The sequence below is a fragment of the Clostridium ihumii AP5 genome (genome assembly GCF_000612845.1).
Lineage (GTDB): Bacteria > Bacillota > Clostridia > Clostridiales > Clostridiaceae > Clostridium_J > Clostridium_J ihumii.
Genome location: NZ_CCAT010000062.1, coordinates 253,664 through 271,585, shown reverse-complemented (window position 1 = coordinate 271,585; position 17,922 = coordinate 253,664). Strand labels below are relative to the sequence as shown.

The following is a 17,922-nucleotide window of genomic DNA, read 5'->3' as shown; positions in this document are numbered from 1 at the left end:
AGTAATTATTTAAAACGTTATTCATAAAAATTTCAAAGAAACTCTAATGAATTTGCTATTTTATTTTCAAGACTAAACGGCTGAATCGACGTCCTGTCTAGGCAGGCGCTGAACCCGTCCTTGGGTTCAGGTCTTGAAAATAAAACACAAATTAATAAGATTTTCTAAATCAATTTTTAAAGAAATACTAATTTAAATAATTCCTGTTTCTTGATGAAATAAAAAAGTTATTCATGTTTCAACTTAAAATTTTAACTCTAAGTTTTAATCTATAACTTTTCACTCTTCACTCTTACTTTTTAATTGGTTTCCAACATGATAATAGAATAAACTGTAAACTCAATAATATAACTTGATAAAGATGTTATTTAAACTTCGAACTTGGAAACCTATATGAAAGCTAAGTTATATGTATAGGATTAATTTATAATATTATTATATAATTTAATAAATATGGTAATACTATAAATGTTGTGAGTAAATGAAGGATTATAATATTATAAGTAGAATTTAATATAGATAAGCTTAATGATTCTTTGAATTTGAACTTCAGAAGGAGATAAAAATAATGTACAGCGTCATAAATATAGATATTGTAAGTTCTAGAAAAATAAAAAAACGAGAAGAACTTCAGGAAAAATTGAAGATGTTTTTTAAAATAGCTAATGAAAAATATAAAAATATATTAGTTGCACCTATAAATTTTACACTAGGTGATGAATGGCAAATTGTTTTAAGTGTTCCACAAAAAAGTTATGATGTATTTAAATATTTTCAAAGATATCTATTAAAAAACAAAATAGATATTTATTGCGGCATAGGTATAGGAAGAATATCTACAAATTTATCAAAAGATACTCGAGAAATGGATGGAGAAGCATTTATTAATGCAAGAGAAGCCTTAAATATAGCTAAAAAAATTAAAGGATTCTATGGACAAGATATTAAATCAAAATATAATAAAGTATTTTTTAAGGGTCTTGAAATCCCAACAGATTTTTATAATGAGTTTATTTTAGATGAAATAGCCGTAACAACTGAAGATACTGAAGTAGTAACTTTAAACCAAGTAATAAATAACTTAATTGAAAATAATGAAACTATTGAAAATAAATTTACAGATAAGCAAAGAGAGTTTATAGAATTATATGAAGAACATGGGTCATATAATAACATGATAGATATAAATTCTAATTTGTCTAAATCAAATATTTCTCAAAGATTAAATTCTTGTAGTTACTTTTTAACAGTTTATAATAGAAAAATGATACGATCATTATTTAAAACTTATTTACAAGTGTTGGAGAGGAGTAATAATGTATTTTAGCGTATTGTTAATATTTTTAATTTCTCATTGTATTTTTGACTTTACACTACAAAATGAATACATAATAAATCTAAGATTTCCAAAGGATAATAATAAAATATCTATATTAAAGGGAAATACTATTCATAGTATTTTGCATTGCTTAGGTATGTTTTTATTGCTTTGGATTTTTTCTTTATTATCTAAAATGTCCATAGTGAATTATTATATAAGTATACTACTAATTTCAATTTTTCATTTTATTATAGATTTACTAAAATCATTATTTATAATTAAGTATTCTTGGCTTAAAAGTAGTGTAATTGTATTTGTACTGGATCAAATTTTTCATATAATTGTTATAGTTATTTTTTGTCCTAATATTAATTTCAATAATATAATTAATTTTAAGTCAATGTTAAATTGGAATAATAAAGTATTACTTTCAATTTTAATAGTTTTAATATGTACAAGCTTTACTGGTATTTTTATAAAAATGTTTATAAGCTCTTTAAACACTAAAAGGTACAAGTTTCTATATAAAAACAATATTTATATTCCTAATACAAATAATAATAATGGCGCAGAACATGGTGGACTTATAATAGGGAAATTAGAGCGAATATTTATAATGATTATAATATTTATAGATCAACCCTCTTTAATAGGTTTTGTTTTAGCTACAAAATCTATAGCACGATTTAAAAAGTTGGAAAATGAAAGTTTTGCAGAGTATTTTATTATAGGTACTTTTATTAGTTTTATAACTGCGTTAATAGGGGGGCTAATTATACGTAAACTATTCTTTCATAATAATTAATGAACAATTATTCTTTTTAGCGTATTTTATAGCTTTCCTTGCAAGATAAAATGATGGACCATCTAATTGATTTACTGTTAATTCAAAATTATGAATGGTTATAGCACCAATACCTATTCCGGTATAAAATTTAATGTTTTGTGGTAAAGACTGTTCAAGAAATGAGATTATATCTAAATAAGGTGTGTTTTCTATTAAAAGACCTTGCCACTCATCACCTAGAGTTATTATAAATGGTGAAACTATATATTTCTCAAAAATACTATTACATTTTTTCAATGTGCTTATAATCTCCATCTGAACAAATTCTCTATTATCTATATGTCTTGAGTTTTTAATATCACAAATCATAGTTAAAAACATAAGTTCCTCCATACACAATAATTAACGTAAAAGAGTTTACTAAATACAGTTAACTCTAATATAGTTTATGTTTTTAAGTTAACTTGTATTTAACTTATAAGTATAAATTAACCCCTATAACATAATATGTAAAATATTTTAAATTGAAACAATGTATTTTTAAGGAGGTTTTAATCTTGAATGAAAATGTTTCTAGGAAAAATATAGATATTACTTGGGCAAAATATAAATATGTTGTTATGGAAAGATCCTATAAAAAATATAAGGATATAAGTAAAAACATTGGATTAAACATGTATACATATGATATGTTCACAGCTGAAATAGATTCTATTTGTAAACTAGAGCCTGTAAAAAGTCAGTCCATAAACACATTACAACATATATGGGGGTACTTTAAAAAAAATGCCTCCAAAGAGGATAAAAACGTTTTCTTAATGTATCTTGAGAAGTATGTTAATGATGAAATTGAATTATATAAAGTAAAGAACGTTTTAAAAGAATATGCAATAAAATATAAAAGTTCCTATTTATTAAACTCATATTATTTTGATTATTAGTTTTAAAAGAAAATACAATTAGGAGTTAGATGTCCTAATTGTATTTTCTTTTAAAACTTTAAGTAAACTTTCTTTTATATATGGATTTTTATAAACAAGTTCTAAAGAAAACCTACATCTTTTAACTAACCCCATAAAAGTTAAGTTTTCTTTGGAATTAAGTATTTTACTTGTAGCTCTATTTATTTTATCATCTATAACTTTTATTTCTTTTTTTAGTTTTATATTTTCTAATATGTACATTCTAAGTTCTGGATACTTACTTATAGTAATAGGAGTTATATCTACATTCTTAACTACTGAAGCAAATGTTAATCTCTCATTTCTATTTAAAATATCTTGAATTGCATTATCTATATCATTTTTATAATCTTCTACATCTTTATAAGAAGATAAATTCAAACAACTTTCCACAACTATTCTCCTTATATGACAAATTTTATAATTTAATAATATACCATTTTATAAAAATTGTATATAAAATTTTAATAAGTAAAATATATAAAATTTAAATTTTATATATTTGCATATTATGTTAAAATATACAAAAACACCTTTAAGGAGGATTTATGAAAAAGAAAAATATGAAATACATTATGTTAACATTTATATTAATAGTTTTAGATCAAGTTATTAAACTTATAGTTAAAAATTATTATAATATGAGCAAACCACTAATAAAAGATTTAATATCTTTTTCACCAACGTTGAATTCTAAATATTCCTACATTAATTCTTTATTAAATTTAGATATGAGTAAGATTTTTTCTACACTGTTGGTTGTTCTTATTTTATTGGTATCGTATTCAATTTATATGTATTACAACTATCGTTATAAAGAAAATCTATTTAGTAATCTATTTGGAGTTTTCTTTTTTTCAGGTGCAATATGTTCAATTATAGATAAAATATTTTGGAATGGTAGCCTGGATTATATAAAAATACATGGATTTTTTACTTTTGATATGAAAGATGTATATATAAGTATAGCTGAAATTATAATCCTAATAGCTGCATTACGAAATTTAAAAAAGTTAAATGATTTAGATGAAAAGGCTCTAAGGAAAGATTATTATATATTTATAAAAAATCAATTTAAATTAAAATCATAGTAACTTTTTAGTTTTACAAGCTTCATTTGTTTTTTAGAAAAATTACTAAAGTTTAAAAAATTAAAATAAATGAATTCAACATTAACTTGTTCTAAATTGTATTGTTGTAGTAATAAAATTTAGTATATTAACTTTATAACTGGAGGATTTAAATGAAAAAGTTTATAAAATTTATTATAGTAATTTTAGGAATTGTACTTCTATTTTTACTTATTAGATACAATTTAAGTACAGGAATGAATTTTTCATCTAATGATAAATTACTTATATATGATGATGATAGCAAGATAGCTTTAGATTATGATAGTTATTCTTATTTAAGTGAACGTGGTGAAAATAAGAAAAATACAACTAATATAAAGTTTAACTTTACTGGTATGGATACACGATGGAAAATTGAAGCAGAAAAAGATGCAGTTTTAACTATAAATTATGACTCCAAAATTTCAAAAGGTGATTTTAAAGTTGTAATTATATCACCACAAAAAGAAGTTAGTACAATTTTAGAGCAAAGTGCTTCTGGAAGTAAAGATATAAACATAAAGAAGGGCACTAGTAGAATTAAAATTGTAGGTAAGAACGCAAAAGGGAAGCTTAAATTAAAACTTAAATATTCAAAAGATGTTAAGCCAATTTCAATAGATTCATAGAAAGGATTTTTATTATGAGTAAAACAAATTCAACTTTAATTTGGGACAAAGTAGCTACAAGTTTTAGTAAATCAGGTAATGATTATTGGAATAGATTTGGTGAAAAGTTAGTTTCTTTTTCAGACATAAAATTAAATTCAATAATATTAGATATTGGTTTTGGAAGAGGTGCTAGTTTGTTTCCGGCCATAAGAAAAGTTGGTGTTAATGGAAAGGTCATTGGAATTGATATTTCAAATGAAATGATAAAGGAAACATATAAAGATATTAAAAATAACAAATTTAATAATGTAGAACTTATAAATATGAATATAAATAATTTAACATTTCCAAATAATTATTTTGATAATGTATTATGTGGTTTTAGTATTGAAGTAAATGAAAATAATTTAAATGAAATTTTTAGAATTTTAAAAAACAATGGTAAACTTAATATAAGTATTTGGGGAATTCAATTAAATCAACAATGGTTAAATGCTATTGTTAACAAATATTTACATGTTAAAAATAATATTAAAAAAGTAGCAAATTATAATGATTTATTAAATTCTGTAGGATTTACAAGTATAGAAATTATTCAGTGTTTAGAGAAGGTTATCTATAAAACAAAAGATGATTGGTGGAATGAAATGAACTCTAATGCATTTAGAAACATAATAGATGCAGTTTCAAATTTAGGCCTTGAAAAATTTCATTCTTTTAAAAGTGATATTTATGATGCACTTGAAAATTTTTATGATGAAGATAATTTAGTTTTTGAAATGCCTGTAATATATATTTCAGCAAAAAAATATTAAATTCCTATAATATTGATAGGATGTATTATGTAATGGATAAAATATTACACAAAATTTTAAATGAAGATTTTTCTAATAAAATATATGTAATTGGTGTAGATGGTGGAACAGGTGCTGGCAAAACTACTTTTGTGAAATCATTAAAATTGAACTTAAATCAAAAGGGCTATAAGTGCAGTATACTTCATATCGATGATTTTATAACACCTAGAAATGTTCGATATAACGATTCAAATGAAGAATGGTATTGCTTCTATAATCTTCAATGGAGATATGATTATTTACTAGAAGAAATATTAAAGCCTATTAAGTTAAATAATGAATTTGAAAATACAATAGAAATTTATAATAAAGAAAATGACAACTATAATAAAAAATTTCTATCTTTAAAGCAGGGAGAAATTCTAATAATAGAAGGTGTATTTTTACAAAGACCTATTATAAAGGAATACTTCGATTTTATGATTTTTATAGATGTACCACAAGAAATTAGATTAAAGAGGGTTTTAAAAAGAGATGTCTATATAGGTAATGAGAATGCTATTAAATCTAAATACAAAAGAAGATATTTTCCAGCTGAAAAAATATATTTTTCAGAATGCTCTCCAAAAGAAAATGCAGATTTTATTATATGTGAATTTTAACTTTTTTAAGAAAAAATTAATTGCTATACATTAATAAAATATGATTTATTCTTGAAAATTTAATTAGTAGTTTAAATATATATAAGAGAGCATGTGAAAACATGCTTTTTTTACTTAATGTTAGAATTTATTTTGTCAATGTTTATATTATATACAAAATTCAACAATAATTTCAATTTATTAGTTAAATTATAAAGTTTTTATATTTTTCTTCGATTACTAATAGTAAGTTTTATATATTTATAAAATCTTATTTATAAATGCAGAAAATTTAAATATTATTAATTAATTAGGAGGAAATATAGTATATGCGTGTTTTTGGCTTAAACTTAAATTATTTCAAGTTTAGAAAAGGTATTCAAACAAGATTAATATCAAGTGTTTTAGTTATATTAATTGGAATGTCAGTTGTTATAAGCTTAGGACTAAATATAAGTATAAAAAGTATATTAAAAGAAGAAAACATAGAAAAATTAAATAATCAAAGAAATATTCTTCAGTTAAATTTAATTAATTTTCAAAAATCTCTTGAAAACGATATAATGCTTTTATCTAAAAATGATAAAGTTACAAATCTTACCGGAACTATAACTTCTTATATGAATAGAACAGAAGAAAAAGTTCCAATGACCCCTTCTAAAAATGGAGGATTAGAAACAGAATTGTATGAAATTTTCAAAAAATATGGAGAAACTTATTCTGGTACTCAATATGTCTATTTAGCAACTAAAGATGGTGGCTATGTTCAATGGCCGGAAACTTCAATAAGTTCAAAATATGATCCAAGAGTCAGAGAATGGTATACAAATGCTGTTGCAAATCCAGATAAAATTAACATAAGTGATCCATACATAGATTTTGAAAATAAATTTGTTGTAAGTAATACTACTGCTGTTAAAAATTCAAAAGGTGAGATTATTGGTGTTATAGGAATTGATGTTTATGACAATAGAATTTCTCAAATTTTATCAAGTATGAAGAATGATGAAAGTGAAAAGTATCTGTTACTTGATAAAAATGGAGTAATATTAGCAGATTCAAGTGAAGAAAACACCTCTAAATCCATAAAAGATTTAAATATAAAAAATCTCGATAGTGCATTAGAAAAAGATAGCTCAACATTTACTACAGAACTAGATAAGATTAAATATATTGTTCAAAGTAATAAAATAGATGGATTGGATAGGACTTTAGTAAGTTTTATTAAAGAAGATTCTTTATATGGAATAATAAAAACAATTAATAAAGTTATAATATTTTTAGCATTGTTAACTATAGGAGTTGCCTTTATAGCTTTAGTAATAATAGCATATAAAATAACAAATCCTATAATTAAAACATCAGAAGTTCTAAATGAAATTGCTTCTGGTGACTTAAGTGTAGAATTAGATGGAAATATAGCAAATAGAAACGATGAAACATCATTATTAATTAAATCTACAAAAAAATTAAAAGATGATATGTGTTCTATTATAGGGGATATAAAAGATTTAACTCTAAACTTAGAGGAGAGATCTTTAAATTTAACAAAACTATCTACAAACTCATCTAAGACAACAGAAGAAGTAGTTAATGCTATGGAGAATTTAGCTACAAGAACTGTAACACAAGCAGATAAAGCTTCTAATATTAGCGAAAATCTAGGGTATGTAGATACAAGTATAGGAACCATTTCTAAAAAGATTAATGAAGTTAATAGTGTCTCTACCGAAACTAAAACTAGTAGTTTAAATGCTTTAGATGAAATGCAGGGGTTAAAGGAAAAGAAAAATGAGAGTATTGATAAATTAATAGAGTTTGAAAGCATTATAGATAAAATAGTTAGTAATGCCAATAATGCACAAAACTTTACAGATGCTATCCAAACAATATCATCTCAAACAAATCTATTGGCGCTTAATGCATCTATAGAAGCTGCTAGAGCTGGGGAAGCTGGTAAAGGGTTTGCAATAGTAGCAGATGAAATAAGAAAACTATCCAATGAGACAGAACTTGCTACCAATGATATAAATAATTTCATAAAAGAAATTAAAGATAATTCTAAAAACTCAGTAATTATGATGAAGGAAGTAAAATCCGTAGTAGAAGATTTAAATAGTGCCGTTGAAAGTTCAGAGGAAATATTTAAAAAGAATATAAGTTCAATAAATACATTATCTAATGATATAAGTGATGCTTTAGACGAATCTTTAAGATTAAATCATGTTAAAGATGATATAATAAATTCTATTAATAAAATTGTAGATGGAGTAGAAGAAACCTCATCTATAGCTGAGGAAGTAACAGCTTCTGCTGAAGATCAATTTAATATGACAAAAGAAGTGTCTAACTTATCTACATCATTAAATATTATCTCAGAAAAATTAAACCAAGCTGTTGATAAATTTAAAATCTAACTTTATAAATAAAATAATTAGAAATCAAATAACTAATAATAAGAACTGTATACATTTGTATATGGTTCTTATTATTTTGGTGGTTACTAAAAAGTACCTAATTGATTGTATGCTATGATATTTGATATAGTATTCATACAAATATACAATTAGTGCATGTTGCTTTATCAATTAATATAGGAAAACAAGCTGAAAAATGAAATTATTTAAGTATTAAATGAGAATAGTAGTAGTAAAGAAAAAGTTTTTCATTTGAATTTGAACTTGGAACCCTATATAAAAAGACTAAATAAAAATACTATTATTATAAATACTTTAAAGTTAACTTGGATGAAAATAATATATTTTCCATAAATGCTAACTTTGAAAAAAATATAGAATAAGGTATAATTATGGATTATAAATAATTAGGAGAAATAAATATGTATAATGCAGATAATATTATATATCAATGCCCCATAGAGGCACTTTCAAATATTCTAGGTAAAAAGTGGATTGCTGCTATAATTTGGAGAATGAATAATAAAAAAATGAGATTTGGAGAATTACAAAAATGTATAGATGGTTGTAGTAAAAAAATGTTAAAGCAACAATTAGAATTATTAATTGAAAACGGAATTGTAGTTAATGAGAAAAAGTTATTCAACAACACTGTGGAATCAACATACTATTTGAGTAATTCCGGTGTTAAACTTCTTCCAATTATGGAGAAGATGATTTGTTGGAGCAATGATAACCTTAATTGTGATAAACACATTTAATTGATAACTGGCAGTCATTCAATAATCAATAATCATATAGACATCAACTTTCAAATTCATTTTAGTTATCATATAGTGAAACAAGCTTGTACAACTTTCATAGGAATCCAAGGTTAAACTTTAAATCATTCATATTTCAATTGTCAACTAGTTTTACATACAAGGCTAGGAATTAAATTTAAAACTTGAATATGCTTAATAATTAGACTATCTTGGAATTCCTTTTAAATAAACATTTGTTTTGAAGGCAACATATTTACAGCTAAAAAGGTTCAAATTCAAAATTGTTTCTTATATAATAGTGAAACTTTACAGAAAAGAGGTATCAAATGGATAAAATTAATTTACTTGTAGTTTTTGTTGAAGGCTTACTTTCAATATTTTCCCCATGTATCCTTCCAATACTACCAATATATTTAAGTATGTTAGCAAATAGCAGTGTAGATGATATAAAAAGTTCAAAATTTAAAAATAATATACTTGTTAAAAACACTATATTTTTCACACTAGGTATATCAGTTACTTTCTTTATATTAGGTTCATCTATGAATATTCTAACATCCTTTTTTAATGCTAATAAGGATATTATAATGATTTTAGGTGGATTTATTATAATTGTCATGGGTTTATTTTATGTTGGTATTATAAAATCTAACATTTTAAATAGAGAAAAAAGAATTAATTTTAAAACTGATAAAATTAATTCTTTATCAGCATTTATACTAGGATTCACATTTAGTTTTGGTTGGACACCTTGTATAGGTCCAATTCTAGCATCAGTACTAATAATGTCTTCTAGTTCAGAAAGTGCTTTAACTTCAAAGTTACTTATTCTAATTTACACATTGGGATTTATCTTACCATTTATAATATCGTCACTATTTTATAGTAAATTATTAACTAAGTTTGACAAAGTGAAACATCATATGGATAAAATAAAAAAGGTAAGTGGAGTTATTATTATATTAGCAGGAGCTATAATGATTTTTAATGGTTTTAGAAATATAAATGATAAATTGCTTATTAATAATGAAAGCAGTAATATAACTAATAATTCTACTGAAACTCAAGACAAAAATACTACAAATGACAAAGCTGAAAATTCAAGTGATGAAAGTAAGATATATCCAATAGATTTTACACTAATAGATCAATATGGTAAAAAACATACTTTAAGCGAATATAAGGGTAAGACTGTATTTTTAAACTTTTGGGCAACTTGGTGTCCACCATGTAGAGCTGAAATGCCTCATATTGAGGAATTATATAAAGAATACAATGAAAATAATGATGATGTAGTTATTCTTGGTGTAGCTTCACCTAATTTAGGAAGAGAGGGTACACTTGACGAAATATCAAACTATCTTAAAAAAGAAAAATATACTTTCCCAGTAATATTTGATAATGATGGTCCTCTTGTATATCAATACGGAATAAATGCTTTTCCAACAACATTTATAATAAATAAAGAGGGATACATAAGTAAATATATACCAGGTGCTATAGATAAAGAAACAATGAAAAATCTCATTGAAAGTGAAAGATAAGTAAAAAAACAAGCGTAAAACAAAATTCTTAGCGCTTGTTTTTCTTTTAGTTTAAATTTAAGTTATATATGATAGTACTTCCTTCTGTTTTAACATATTTAAATCCTAATGATTCATGTAATTTTTGAGATGGTATATTGTAGCTATAAACCTTTTGACCATAAATTTGTTTTATACCTAATTCTTTAGCTCGATTTATAATAGCTTCCATAACTTTTTTTCCAATGCCAATTCCTCTATACTGGGAACCTCCAATTACTATTGGTAAATTTTCTTCTTTTAATGTAACATCACCAATTGGTATAAATTTATGATTTTCTTTAATTTCAATAAAATATAATTCTCCATTTACTTTTAAATAATCATACATTCTTTTTACATAGTTTTCATCAGGTATTTTTAAAATATCAGTTATACCTTCTGAATTATAGTAAACTTCCTTATCTCTATACCATGATAATGCTATTTCATACTCGTCTTTATATGCTTTCAATCTAAGATTTTCACTTATATAAATAATTTCAGGTTGTTTAAAATTTTTATATGCCATAAAAACTGTACTCCTTTTCTAATATTAAATATATATATATTAAATTTTACCATGGACTATTCTATAAAAGATATAAGTGGTAAAATTAATATAAATTTACATTTAAAGTATTTATATTAAGGAGGTGAAAATGTTACAAAAACATATATTTTAAATAGTTTTTAGTAACACTCATCATGAATTATGATATAAAGAAAATATTATTAGATTTAATCTCTATACAAAGTGATACTGGAACATATAAAGAATGTAATATAGAGAACTATATATTTGACATTTTAAAAAGTTCTCCTTATTTTACAAAAAATACTGATTTATTAGGTTTATACGGAGAAAATGATATTTTAAATAGGCATGTAGTTTGGGCACTTAAAGATAATTATGTTAAAGATACTATAATACTAATATCACATTATGATGCTGCACCTATAGACAATTATGGTCCACTTGCTAAGTATGCTTTAAACCCTGAAATGTTAAGAAAAGAGCTCAAAAGTATAGATTTAGATGATTTAGCAAAAAAAGATTTACAAAATGATGATTGGCTTTGGGGAAGAGGCTCTTGTGATATGAAATCAGGAATTGCTATAAATTTGAATACAATACTTACTAATGAAAGTAAAAAAAATAATATCTTATTTCTTTCTGTTCCTGATGAAGAAAATATATCTTGTGGAATGAGAAGTGCAACTAATCTTCTTTATGATTTAAAAGAAAAATATAACTTGAATTACAAACTACTTATATTAACTGAACCTCATCAGCGAAAAAATTTAAATACCTTTAATATACATTGTGGTTCTGTTGGGAAAATAATGCCTTTAATTTTTGTTAAGGGAAAAGTAAGTCATGTAAGCAATATACTTACTGGTTTAAATCCTATACCATTATTAAATGAATTAGTTAATAGATTAGATCTAAATAAAGATTTTTGTTTTAGTGATAAAGGCTCTTTAACATCACCACCTACAGTTCTGGGTGTAAAAGATCTAAGACAAAGTTATGATGTATCTATACCTGAAATGAGTGCAGCATATTTTAATATGAATTTCTTTAAGAATGTACCTATAGAAAACATTTTAGATAAAATACTAGAGCTTTCCAAAGAAACAGTAAAAAACTATTTATTTAAACTTAAAGGTGTATATAAAAATTTTAATGATACTTCATTAGAGGTTCCTCATATAGAGGTTTTAAGTTATAGGGAATTCAAAAATATTTATTTAAATAAATTGAAGAATATAAATTGCACATTATCATCTATATATAAAGAAATTGATAATAAAGTAAACTCACAACAAATGAACTTACAAGAAAGCAGCATATATTTAATAACTAGGTTGGTAAAGGAGTGTAATATAAATCATCCTATAGTAATAATAGGAGCTATTCCTCCATATTATTCTGCTGTAAACAATGATTATATAATTAATAATAGATATGAGGGTAATATTAATATATCAACTTATTTATCTTCAACTATAGATATTATTAAAACAACACTAATTAAGTATGATTTAAATTTAGAAATTCAACCGTATTTTATGGGTATTTCTGATTTAAGTTATACATCATGTACAGATCCATTTTCTGAAAAGCAAATGCTAGATAATTTAATAGTATCACCTAATCTATATAATATAGATTTTGAAAAAATTTCAAAATTAAATATACCATCTATAAATATTGGACCATTTGGAAGGAATCTTCATGAAAATACAGAAAGAGTTTATTTAAAAGATGTACTAGAACACATACCTAAAATTTTAAACAATATAATATGAAATATTTTCAGAAAAGTTGAAAAATTATTTCGTTTAATATATAATTAATAAAATTGTAATAAATTACTTTTAAATAAATAAGTATATATAATTACTAAAGGTATACAAATTAACTTTTTAATTTGTATATCTTTCATAGGAATCAAAGTTTAAACTTTAAGTTATGCATATTTCAATTGATAATTTTAATTCTAAGTTTTAATATCTATTTTTAAAATTGACAATGGATAGTGAATGTGAAAACATTAATAAGTTGTAACTCTAAAATTATCATTTAATAAAAATGTTGCTTAAACTTTGAAACCTATATTACTCTTAATAATTTAGATAAATTTAATTATCTTATACCAAATTAAAATAATAATATGTTTATATTTTTTAGGAGGATTTAAATGTTATTGGGATGTAATTATTCAAGCGAGTTAATAGAATTACTTAAAGAAGGAACTGTTGATATTGATTACATAAAGCTAGGATTATATGATTTATATAATGGAGTTTATGAAGAAGCTCTTTCATTTAAACCTATATTACTACATGGACTAGGCTTTTGTGAACGTGCTAGTATGCAAAATATTGAACAAATAGATTGGAATTATGTTAATACTTCCTTTAAGGTTTTTAAATCTCCTCATTATGCAATACACCTACTAGCTCATAGTGATGATTTTTTTGATACCTCTGAAACTAATAACATGATAGAATATATAATGAAAGTTGTTGATTTTTGGAAACAAAATTGCAATATACCTCTGTTAGTTGAAAATGCTCCCTATTCTGATTATGATGAAAAAGAATTTGGAGTAATTAAATTTTGTACAGATGCTAACTTTATTAATGATATTATATCTAAATGTGATGTTGATTTATTACTAGATTTATCGCATGCTAAAGTTGCTTCATTTAATAGAGGTGAAGACATATTTTCATATTTAAATAAGTTGCCACTTAATAGAGTGAAGGAAATTCATGTTTCAGGTTCCGAAAAAGTGTGTAATGAATTAAGAGATAAACATATTGAAATGAACGATGATGATTATGAAATCCTTAAATGGACTTTAAATAATACTTCTCCTAACATAGTTACTCTTGAATATGGTGGGCCAGGTGAAATATTCTCTTGGAGAAGTAATAAAGATATTTTAAAATATCAGCTTATTAAACTAAGAGAAATCATAGATAAATAATAATTTATTAGCAAAGGAGAAATTATGATAAATATAACAATAGATAACATTTTAAAAGAAAAATGTCCTAACTTAACTTTAGGATGTATAATTGCAAATGTAAAAGTAAACGATTTTAATGAAGAGTTATGGAAAGAGATAACAAAGGAATGCACTAATATAGAAAACTCACTAGAAATTAAAGATGTTTTAACTCTTGAAAATATAAAAGCATCTAGAGATGCATATAAAAAATTCAAAAAAGATCCTAGCAAATATAGATTATCTTCTGAATCACTACTAAGAAGAATTGTTAAAGGGCTAGGACTTTATACGGTAAATACTATTGTTGACATTAATAATCTTATATCATTAAAAACTAACAATTCTGTTGGTACTTATGATTTAGATAAAGTGAATGGTAATATAATTTTCACTCTAGGTCATGAAGGAGAAAGATATGAAGGTATTGGTAGGGGTGAAATCAATTTAGAAAATCTACCAGTATTTGAAGATGCTATAGGTAAATTTGGCAGTACTACTTCAGATTCTACTAGAGCAATGATAACTAAAGATACTAAAAGTATTTTAATGAATATAATATCATTCAATGGTGATATTAATATGGAATCACATATAAATAATGCTAAAAATTTGCTTGAATTATATAGTAATGCTAAAATAGTAGAAACAAGAATAATTAAATAAACTATTTTATGAAAAGGACGTGATTAATATGATGTTATTTATAAAGGTGAGAGAAGTTTAATAAAAAAGTAGTAAAAATAATTACTTCTCTCAATAATAGTAATTTATAAATAAGGAGAGAAGATATTAATGTATAAAATTTTAGCAAGTGAAAAAACATGGATGGAAAGTGAAGCTGTAGATAGTGTAAAAGGATTATGTAATTTAAAAGGAGCTGTATATGTAGTTGGCTATCCTGATTTACATCCTGGTAAAACTCCTGTAGGTATATCATTTATTAGTAAGAAAATTATATATCCCAATCTTATAGGTAATGATATTGGATGTTCTATAAGTTTATTTGAAACATCTACTTTAAAACGAAAATTTAAAATAGATAAAGTTATGAAAACATTAAATAGTATAGAAACATTAAGTGAATATAATGATTTTAATAAAGGATCTATAGGTGGTGGAAATCACTTTTGTGAGTTTACAATTATTGATAAAGTATTAGATGAAAATGAATATAATATTTTAAATTTGGATAAAAACAAAATTTACTTATTAGTTCATAGTGGATCAAGAGGCTTTGGTGAATTTATACTTAACAGGTATATAAAAGAATATGCTCTTGAAGATGGCTTTGTAGAAGGAAGTTCTGAATTTACTTCCTATATGAATGATCATAATAAAGCTATAACTTTTGCAAAAGAAAGTAGACAAGTTATAGCTACAAATATGTGCAATACTTGTAATGTAACTTTAGATAAAATAATTATAGATAATATTCATAATGGTATTGAAGTAAAAGATGAATACTATATTCATAGAAAAGGTGCTTCAAGTAGTAATGATGGCTATGCTATTATAGCTGGTTCCCGTGGAACACCATCTTATATAGTAAAACCTATAAATTCATCTTTAGAAAGTGGTTTTTCTATATCTCATGGTGCCGGAAGAAAATGGGCTAGGAAAAGTTGCAAAGAAAAATTACAAGGTAAATTTTTAAGAAAAGACATTAAAAGTAATAATTTTGATTATAACTTAGTATGTAAAAATAAGAATTTAATTTATGAAGAAGCTCCAGAAGCATATAAAAATATAGATTCTATAATATCTGATTTAGTTAATTTTAATCTTATAAAGGTAGTTGCTAAATTAAAACCTTTAGTTACTTATAAAGAATAATTAAAACATAAACTCTAAGAATGATTTTTCTTAGAGTTTATGTTTTATATAATTAATAAATAAGTATAAAATAAGCAGTAATATTAAAACCTATATTAAATAGAATTAAAATATATTAAGAGGTGAATTTATGAATATTAATATAGATAGTCTCATTTTTGATTTAGATGGAACTCTTTGGGATGCTATTGATACATTGGTTTTATCTTGTAATGATGTTTTAAAAAATCATCCTGATATAAAAAAGAACTTTAGTAGAAAAGATTTTGAAAGTGTTATGGGAATGCAATTAGATGATATAAGCAAAAAATTTTTTAACAATTTGAATGAAACTGATCGAAATAGTATAATGAAAGAGTTTTGCATTGTTGAACAAAATTATTTGGCTAAAAATGGTGGCAAATTATATCCAAATTTAGAAGAAACTCTTTTGGAATTATCAAGAAAATTCAAGTTATTTATAGTTAGTAATTGTCAAGTTGGATATATAGAAACTTTTCTTAAATATCATAAATTAGAAAAATACTTTATAGATTTTGAAAATCCAGGAAGAACAAATCTAAGTAAAGGTGAAAACATTAATTTAATAATTAAAAGAAATAATTTGAAAAATCCTGTGTATGTAGGCGATACTACTAGTGATTTAGAAGCAGCCAAATTTGCTAATATCCCATTTATATATGCAAACTATGGTTTTGGAAATGTAAATGAGTATGATTATGCTATAAATAATATAGAAGATTTATTAAACTTTTAATAAATAAATACTACAAAATGAATTTATTTAAAATTAAATTTGTTTTGTATAATTTATAATATTATTAATAAATTTTAAAATAGCTCTTGTCTACTTGTAAATTTAACAATATAATATAAATTAAAATGGAGTTATTATATCTAATTTTGTAACTTTTTACTAGTTGGATATATTTTGGACGGAGGGGTATTTTGAAAGATATAATTTTCGTAACAACTAATAAAGGAAAAATCGCATCAGCTCAAAGAGAACTTAAAGATATACAAGTACTACCTTATAATGCAGAATTAATAGAACCTAGAAGTGATGATATTAAAGAAATCGCAAAACAAAAGGTTATTCAAGCTTATAAAATTGTAAAAAAACCTTGTATCGCTCTAGATTCAGGTTTCTTTGTTCATGCACTAAATGGATTTCCTAAAGCATATGTAAATCATATGTTAGAAACAATAGGAATAAATGGTCTTTTAAAGCTAATGAGCGGAGTAGAAAATAGATATTGTGAGTTTAAATCTTGTTTAGCTTATTTTGATGGAACAAAATTCGAGTTTTTTGAAAGTAAAGCACCTGGATTTTTATCAACTAATATTAGAGGAAATGAAACTGAAATTAAATGGTCTGACTTATGGTATATTTTTAAGCCACAAAATTTCAACAAAACTTTAGCTGAACTTACTAAAGAAGAATTTTCAACTTACGATTCTTTAAAAGAGGATACTTGTATAAAAAAATTTGGTGATTGGTATAAAATTCAAAAGTAAATAACATAAATATTATATAGCTATTAATTAAAGATATAAATTTAAAATTGACAACTATATATAAATTCTG

At 23.8% G+C, this 17,922-nt stretch carries 19 protein-coding genes; 16 read left to right on the top strand and 3 right to left on the bottom strand.

What is annotated here, in order from left to right; translation table 11 throughout:
- Positions 1-568 precede the first annotated feature (568 nt).
- Together BN346_RS12470 and BN346_RS12465 are read left to right on the top strand one after the other, a co-directional pair.
- The gene (locus BN346_RS12470) at positions 569-1,327 is read left to right on the top strand and encodes a SatD family protein (protein ID WP_040328984.1); all 759 of its coding nucleotides are present in this window, start codon (positions 569-571) and stop codon (positions 1,325-1,327) included.
- A complete protein-coding gene (locus tag BN346_RS12465; RefSeq protein ID WP_040328981.1) occupies positions 1,317-2,126 on the top strand; it encodes a DUF3307 domain-containing protein in 810 nt (269 codons plus the stop codon). The genes BN346_RS12470 and BN346_RS12465 overlap by 11 nt, the downstream gene beginning before the upstream one ends.
- Here the strand turns inward: BN346_RS12465 and BN346_RS12460 are convergent.
- Positions 2,106-2,489: a SatD family protein gene (locus BN346_RS12460; protein WP_040328979.1), complete on the bottom strand. Its 384-nt coding sequence runs from the start codon at positions 2,487-2,489 to the stop codon at positions 2,106-2,108. The genes BN346_RS12465 and BN346_RS12460 overlap by 21 nt on opposite strands.
- A 176-nt stretch (positions 2,490-2,665) precedes the next feature.
- Here BN346_RS12460 and BN346_RS12455 point away from each other — a divergent pair, with 176 nt between their 5' ends.
- Entirely contained in the window at positions 2,666-3,049 is a 384-nt protein-coding gene (locus BN346_RS12455; RefSeq protein ID WP_040328978.1) for a YbgA family protein, read from the top strand.
- An 18-nt stretch (positions 3,050-3,067) separates the two neighbouring features.
- On the opposite strand, the gene BN346_RS12450 is transcribed toward BN346_RS12455, so the two are convergent.
- Positions 3,068-3,463 (bottom strand): hypothetical protein, encoded by a 396-nt coding sequence (locus BN346_RS12450; RefSeq protein WP_040328976.1) that lies wholly within the window; start codon positions 3,461-3,463, stop codon positions 3,068-3,070.
- A 155-nt stretch (positions 3,464-3,618) separates the two neighbouring features.
- Here BN346_RS12450 and BN346_RS12445 point away from each other — a divergent pair, with 155 nt between their 5' ends.
- The 7 genes from BN346_RS12445 (at position 3,619) to BN346_RS12415 (ending at position 10,956) form a co-directional block, all read left to right on the top strand.
- Entirely contained in the window at positions 3,619-4,161 is a 543-nt protein-coding gene (locus tag BN346_RS12445; protein ID WP_040328975.1) for a signal peptidase II, read from the top strand.
- A 152-nt stretch (positions 4,162-4,313) separates the two neighbouring features.
- On the top strand, positions 4,314-4,811 hold the full coding sequence (locus tag BN346_RS12440) for a hypothetical protein (protein WP_040328974.1): 498 nt from the start codon (positions 4,314-4,316) through the stop codon (positions 4,809-4,811).
- 14 nt (positions 4,812-4,825) lie between these two features.
- The gene (locus BN346_RS12435) at positions 4,826-5,608 is read left to right on the top strand and encodes a class I SAM-dependent methyltransferase (protein ID WP_040328972.1); all 783 of its coding nucleotides are present in this window, start codon (positions 4,826-4,828) and stop codon (positions 5,606-5,608) included.
- 32 nt (positions 5,609-5,640) lie between these two features.
- Positions 5,641-6,252 (top strand): P-loop NTPase fold protein, encoded by a 612-nt coding sequence (locus BN346_RS12430; RefSeq protein WP_040328971.1) that lies wholly within the window; start codon positions 5,641-5,643, stop codon positions 6,250-6,252.
- 308 nt (positions 6,253-6,560) lie between these two features.
- Positions 6,561-8,648: a methyl-accepting chemotaxis protein gene (locus BN346_RS12425; RefSeq protein ID WP_040328970.1), complete on the top strand. Its 2,088-nt coding sequence runs from the start codon at positions 6,561-6,563 to the stop codon at positions 8,646-8,648.
- Between the two features lie 422 nt (positions 8,649-9,070).
- A complete protein-coding gene (locus BN346_RS12420; RefSeq protein WP_040328969.1) occupies positions 9,071-9,409 on the top strand; it encodes a winged helix-turn-helix transcriptional regulator in 339 nt (112 codons plus the stop codon).
- Positions 9,410-9,738: 329 nt separating this feature from the next.
- Positions 9,739-10,956 (top strand): cytochrome c biogenesis protein/redoxin, encoded by a 1,218-nt coding sequence (locus BN346_RS12415; protein ID WP_040328968.1) that lies wholly within the window; start codon positions 9,739-9,741, stop codon positions 10,954-10,956.
- Positions 10,957-11,002: 46 nt separating this feature from the next.
- Here the strand turns inward: BN346_RS12415 and BN346_RS12410 are convergent, their stop codons facing one another.
- Positions 11,003-11,506: a GNAT family N-acetyltransferase gene (locus BN346_RS12410; RefSeq protein ID WP_051540373.1), complete on the bottom strand. Its 504-nt coding sequence runs from the start codon at positions 11,504-11,506 to the stop codon at positions 11,003-11,005.
- Between the two features lie 176 nt (positions 11,507-11,682).
- Here BN346_RS12410 and BN346_RS12405 point away from each other — a divergent pair, with 176 nt between their 5' ends.
- The 6 genes from BN346_RS12405 to BN346_RS12380 all read left to right on the top strand — a co-directional run bounded on the left by BN346_RS12405 (position 11,683) and on the right by BN346_RS12380 (position 17,852).
- Positions 11,683-13,290 carry a M20/M25/M40 family metallo-hydrolase gene (locus BN346_RS12405; RefSeq protein WP_040328967.1) on the top strand — a complete coding sequence of 536 codons (1,608 nt, stop codon included), beginning with the start codon at positions 11,683-11,685 and terminating at the stop codon, positions 13,288-13,290.
- A 392-nt stretch (positions 13,291-13,682) separates the two neighbouring features.
- Positions 13,683-14,477 (top strand): multinuclear nonheme iron-dependent oxidase, encoded by a 795-nt coding sequence (locus tag BN346_RS12400; RefSeq protein WP_040328966.1) that lies wholly within the window; start codon positions 13,683-13,685, stop codon positions 14,475-14,477.
- A 24-nt stretch (positions 14,478-14,501) separates the two neighbouring features.
- On the top strand, positions 14,502-15,164 hold the full coding sequence (locus BN346_RS12395; protein ID WP_040328965.1) for a B3/B4 domain-containing protein: 663 nt from the start codon (positions 14,502-14,504) through the stop codon (positions 15,162-15,164).
- A 129-nt stretch (positions 15,165-15,293) separates the two neighbouring features.
- Positions 15,294-16,334 carry an RNA ligase RtcB family protein gene (locus BN346_RS12390; protein ID WP_040328964.1) on the top strand — a complete coding sequence of 347 codons (1,041 nt, stop codon included), beginning with the start codon at positions 15,294-15,296 and terminating at the stop codon, positions 16,332-16,334.
- A gap of 136 nt (positions 16,335-16,470) precedes the next feature.
- Positions 16,471-17,091 (top strand): HAD-IA family hydrolase, encoded by a 621-nt coding sequence (locus BN346_RS12385; protein WP_040329027.1) that lies wholly within the window; start codon positions 16,471-16,473, stop codon positions 17,089-17,091.
- A gap of 191 nt (positions 17,092-17,282) precedes the next feature.
- Complete coding sequence (locus BN346_RS12380) at positions 17,283-17,852, top strand: non-canonical purine NTP pyrophosphatase (RefSeq protein ID WP_040328963.1); 570 nt, start codon at positions 17,283-17,285, stop codon at positions 17,850-17,852.
- Positions 17,853-17,922: the final 70 nt, after the last annotated feature.

Excerpts from the sequence above, each read along its gene's own strand:
- BN346_RS12470 (WP_040328984.1), top strand. The coding sequence starts at position 569 with ATGTACAGCGTCATAAATATAGATATTGTAAGTTCTAGAAAAATAAAA.
- BN346_RS12465 (WP_040328981.1), top strand. The coding sequence starts at position 1,317 with ATGTATTTTAGCGTATTGTTAATATTTTTAATTTCTCATTGTATTTTT.
- BN346_RS12460 (WP_040328979.1), bottom strand. The coding sequence starts at position 2,489 with ATGTTTTTAACTATGATTTGTGATATTAAAAACTCAAGACATATAGAT.
- BN346_RS12445 (WP_040328975.1), top strand. The coding sequence starts at position 3,619 with ATGAAAAAGAAAAATATGAAATACATTATGTTAACATTTATATTAATA.
- BN346_RS12440 (WP_040328974.1), top strand. The coding sequence starts at position 4,314 with ATGAAAAAGTTTATAAAATTTATTATAGTAATTTTAGGAATTGTACTT.
- BN346_RS12435 (WP_040328972.1), top strand. The coding sequence starts at position 4,826 with ATGAGTAAAACAAATTCAACTTTAATTTGGGACAAAGTAGCTACAAGT.
- BN346_RS12430 (WP_040328971.1), top strand. The coding sequence starts at position 5,641 with ATGGATAAAATATTACACAAAATTTTAAATGAAGATTTTTCTAATAAA.
- BN346_RS12425 (WP_040328970.1), top strand. The coding sequence starts at position 6,561 with ATGCGTGTTTTTGGCTTAAACTTAAATTATTTCAAGTTTAGAAAAGGT.
- BN346_RS12420 (WP_040328969.1), top strand. The coding sequence starts at position 9,071 with ATGTATAATGCAGATAATATTATATATCAATGCCCCATAGAGGCACTT.
- BN346_RS12415 (WP_040328968.1), top strand. The coding sequence starts at position 9,739 with ATGGATAAAATTAATTTACTTGTAGTTTTTGTTGAAGGCTTACTTTCA.
- BN346_RS12410 (WP_051540373.1), bottom strand. The coding sequence starts at position 11,506 with ATGGCATATAAAAATTTTAAACAACCTGAAATTATTTATATAAGTGAA.
- BN346_RS12405 (WP_040328967.1), top strand. The coding sequence starts at position 11,683 with ATGAATTATGATATAAAGAAAATATTATTAGATTTAATCTCTATACAA.
- BN346_RS12400 (WP_040328966.1), top strand. The coding sequence starts at position 13,683 with ATGTTATTGGGATGTAATTATTCAAGCGAGTTAATAGAATTACTTAAA.
- BN346_RS12395 (WP_040328965.1), top strand. The coding sequence starts at position 14,502 with ATGATAAATATAACAATAGATAACATTTTAAAAGAAAAATGTCCTAAC.
- BN346_RS12390 (WP_040328964.1), top strand. The coding sequence starts at position 15,294 with ATGTATAAAATTTTAGCAAGTGAAAAAACATGGATGGAAAGTGAAGCT.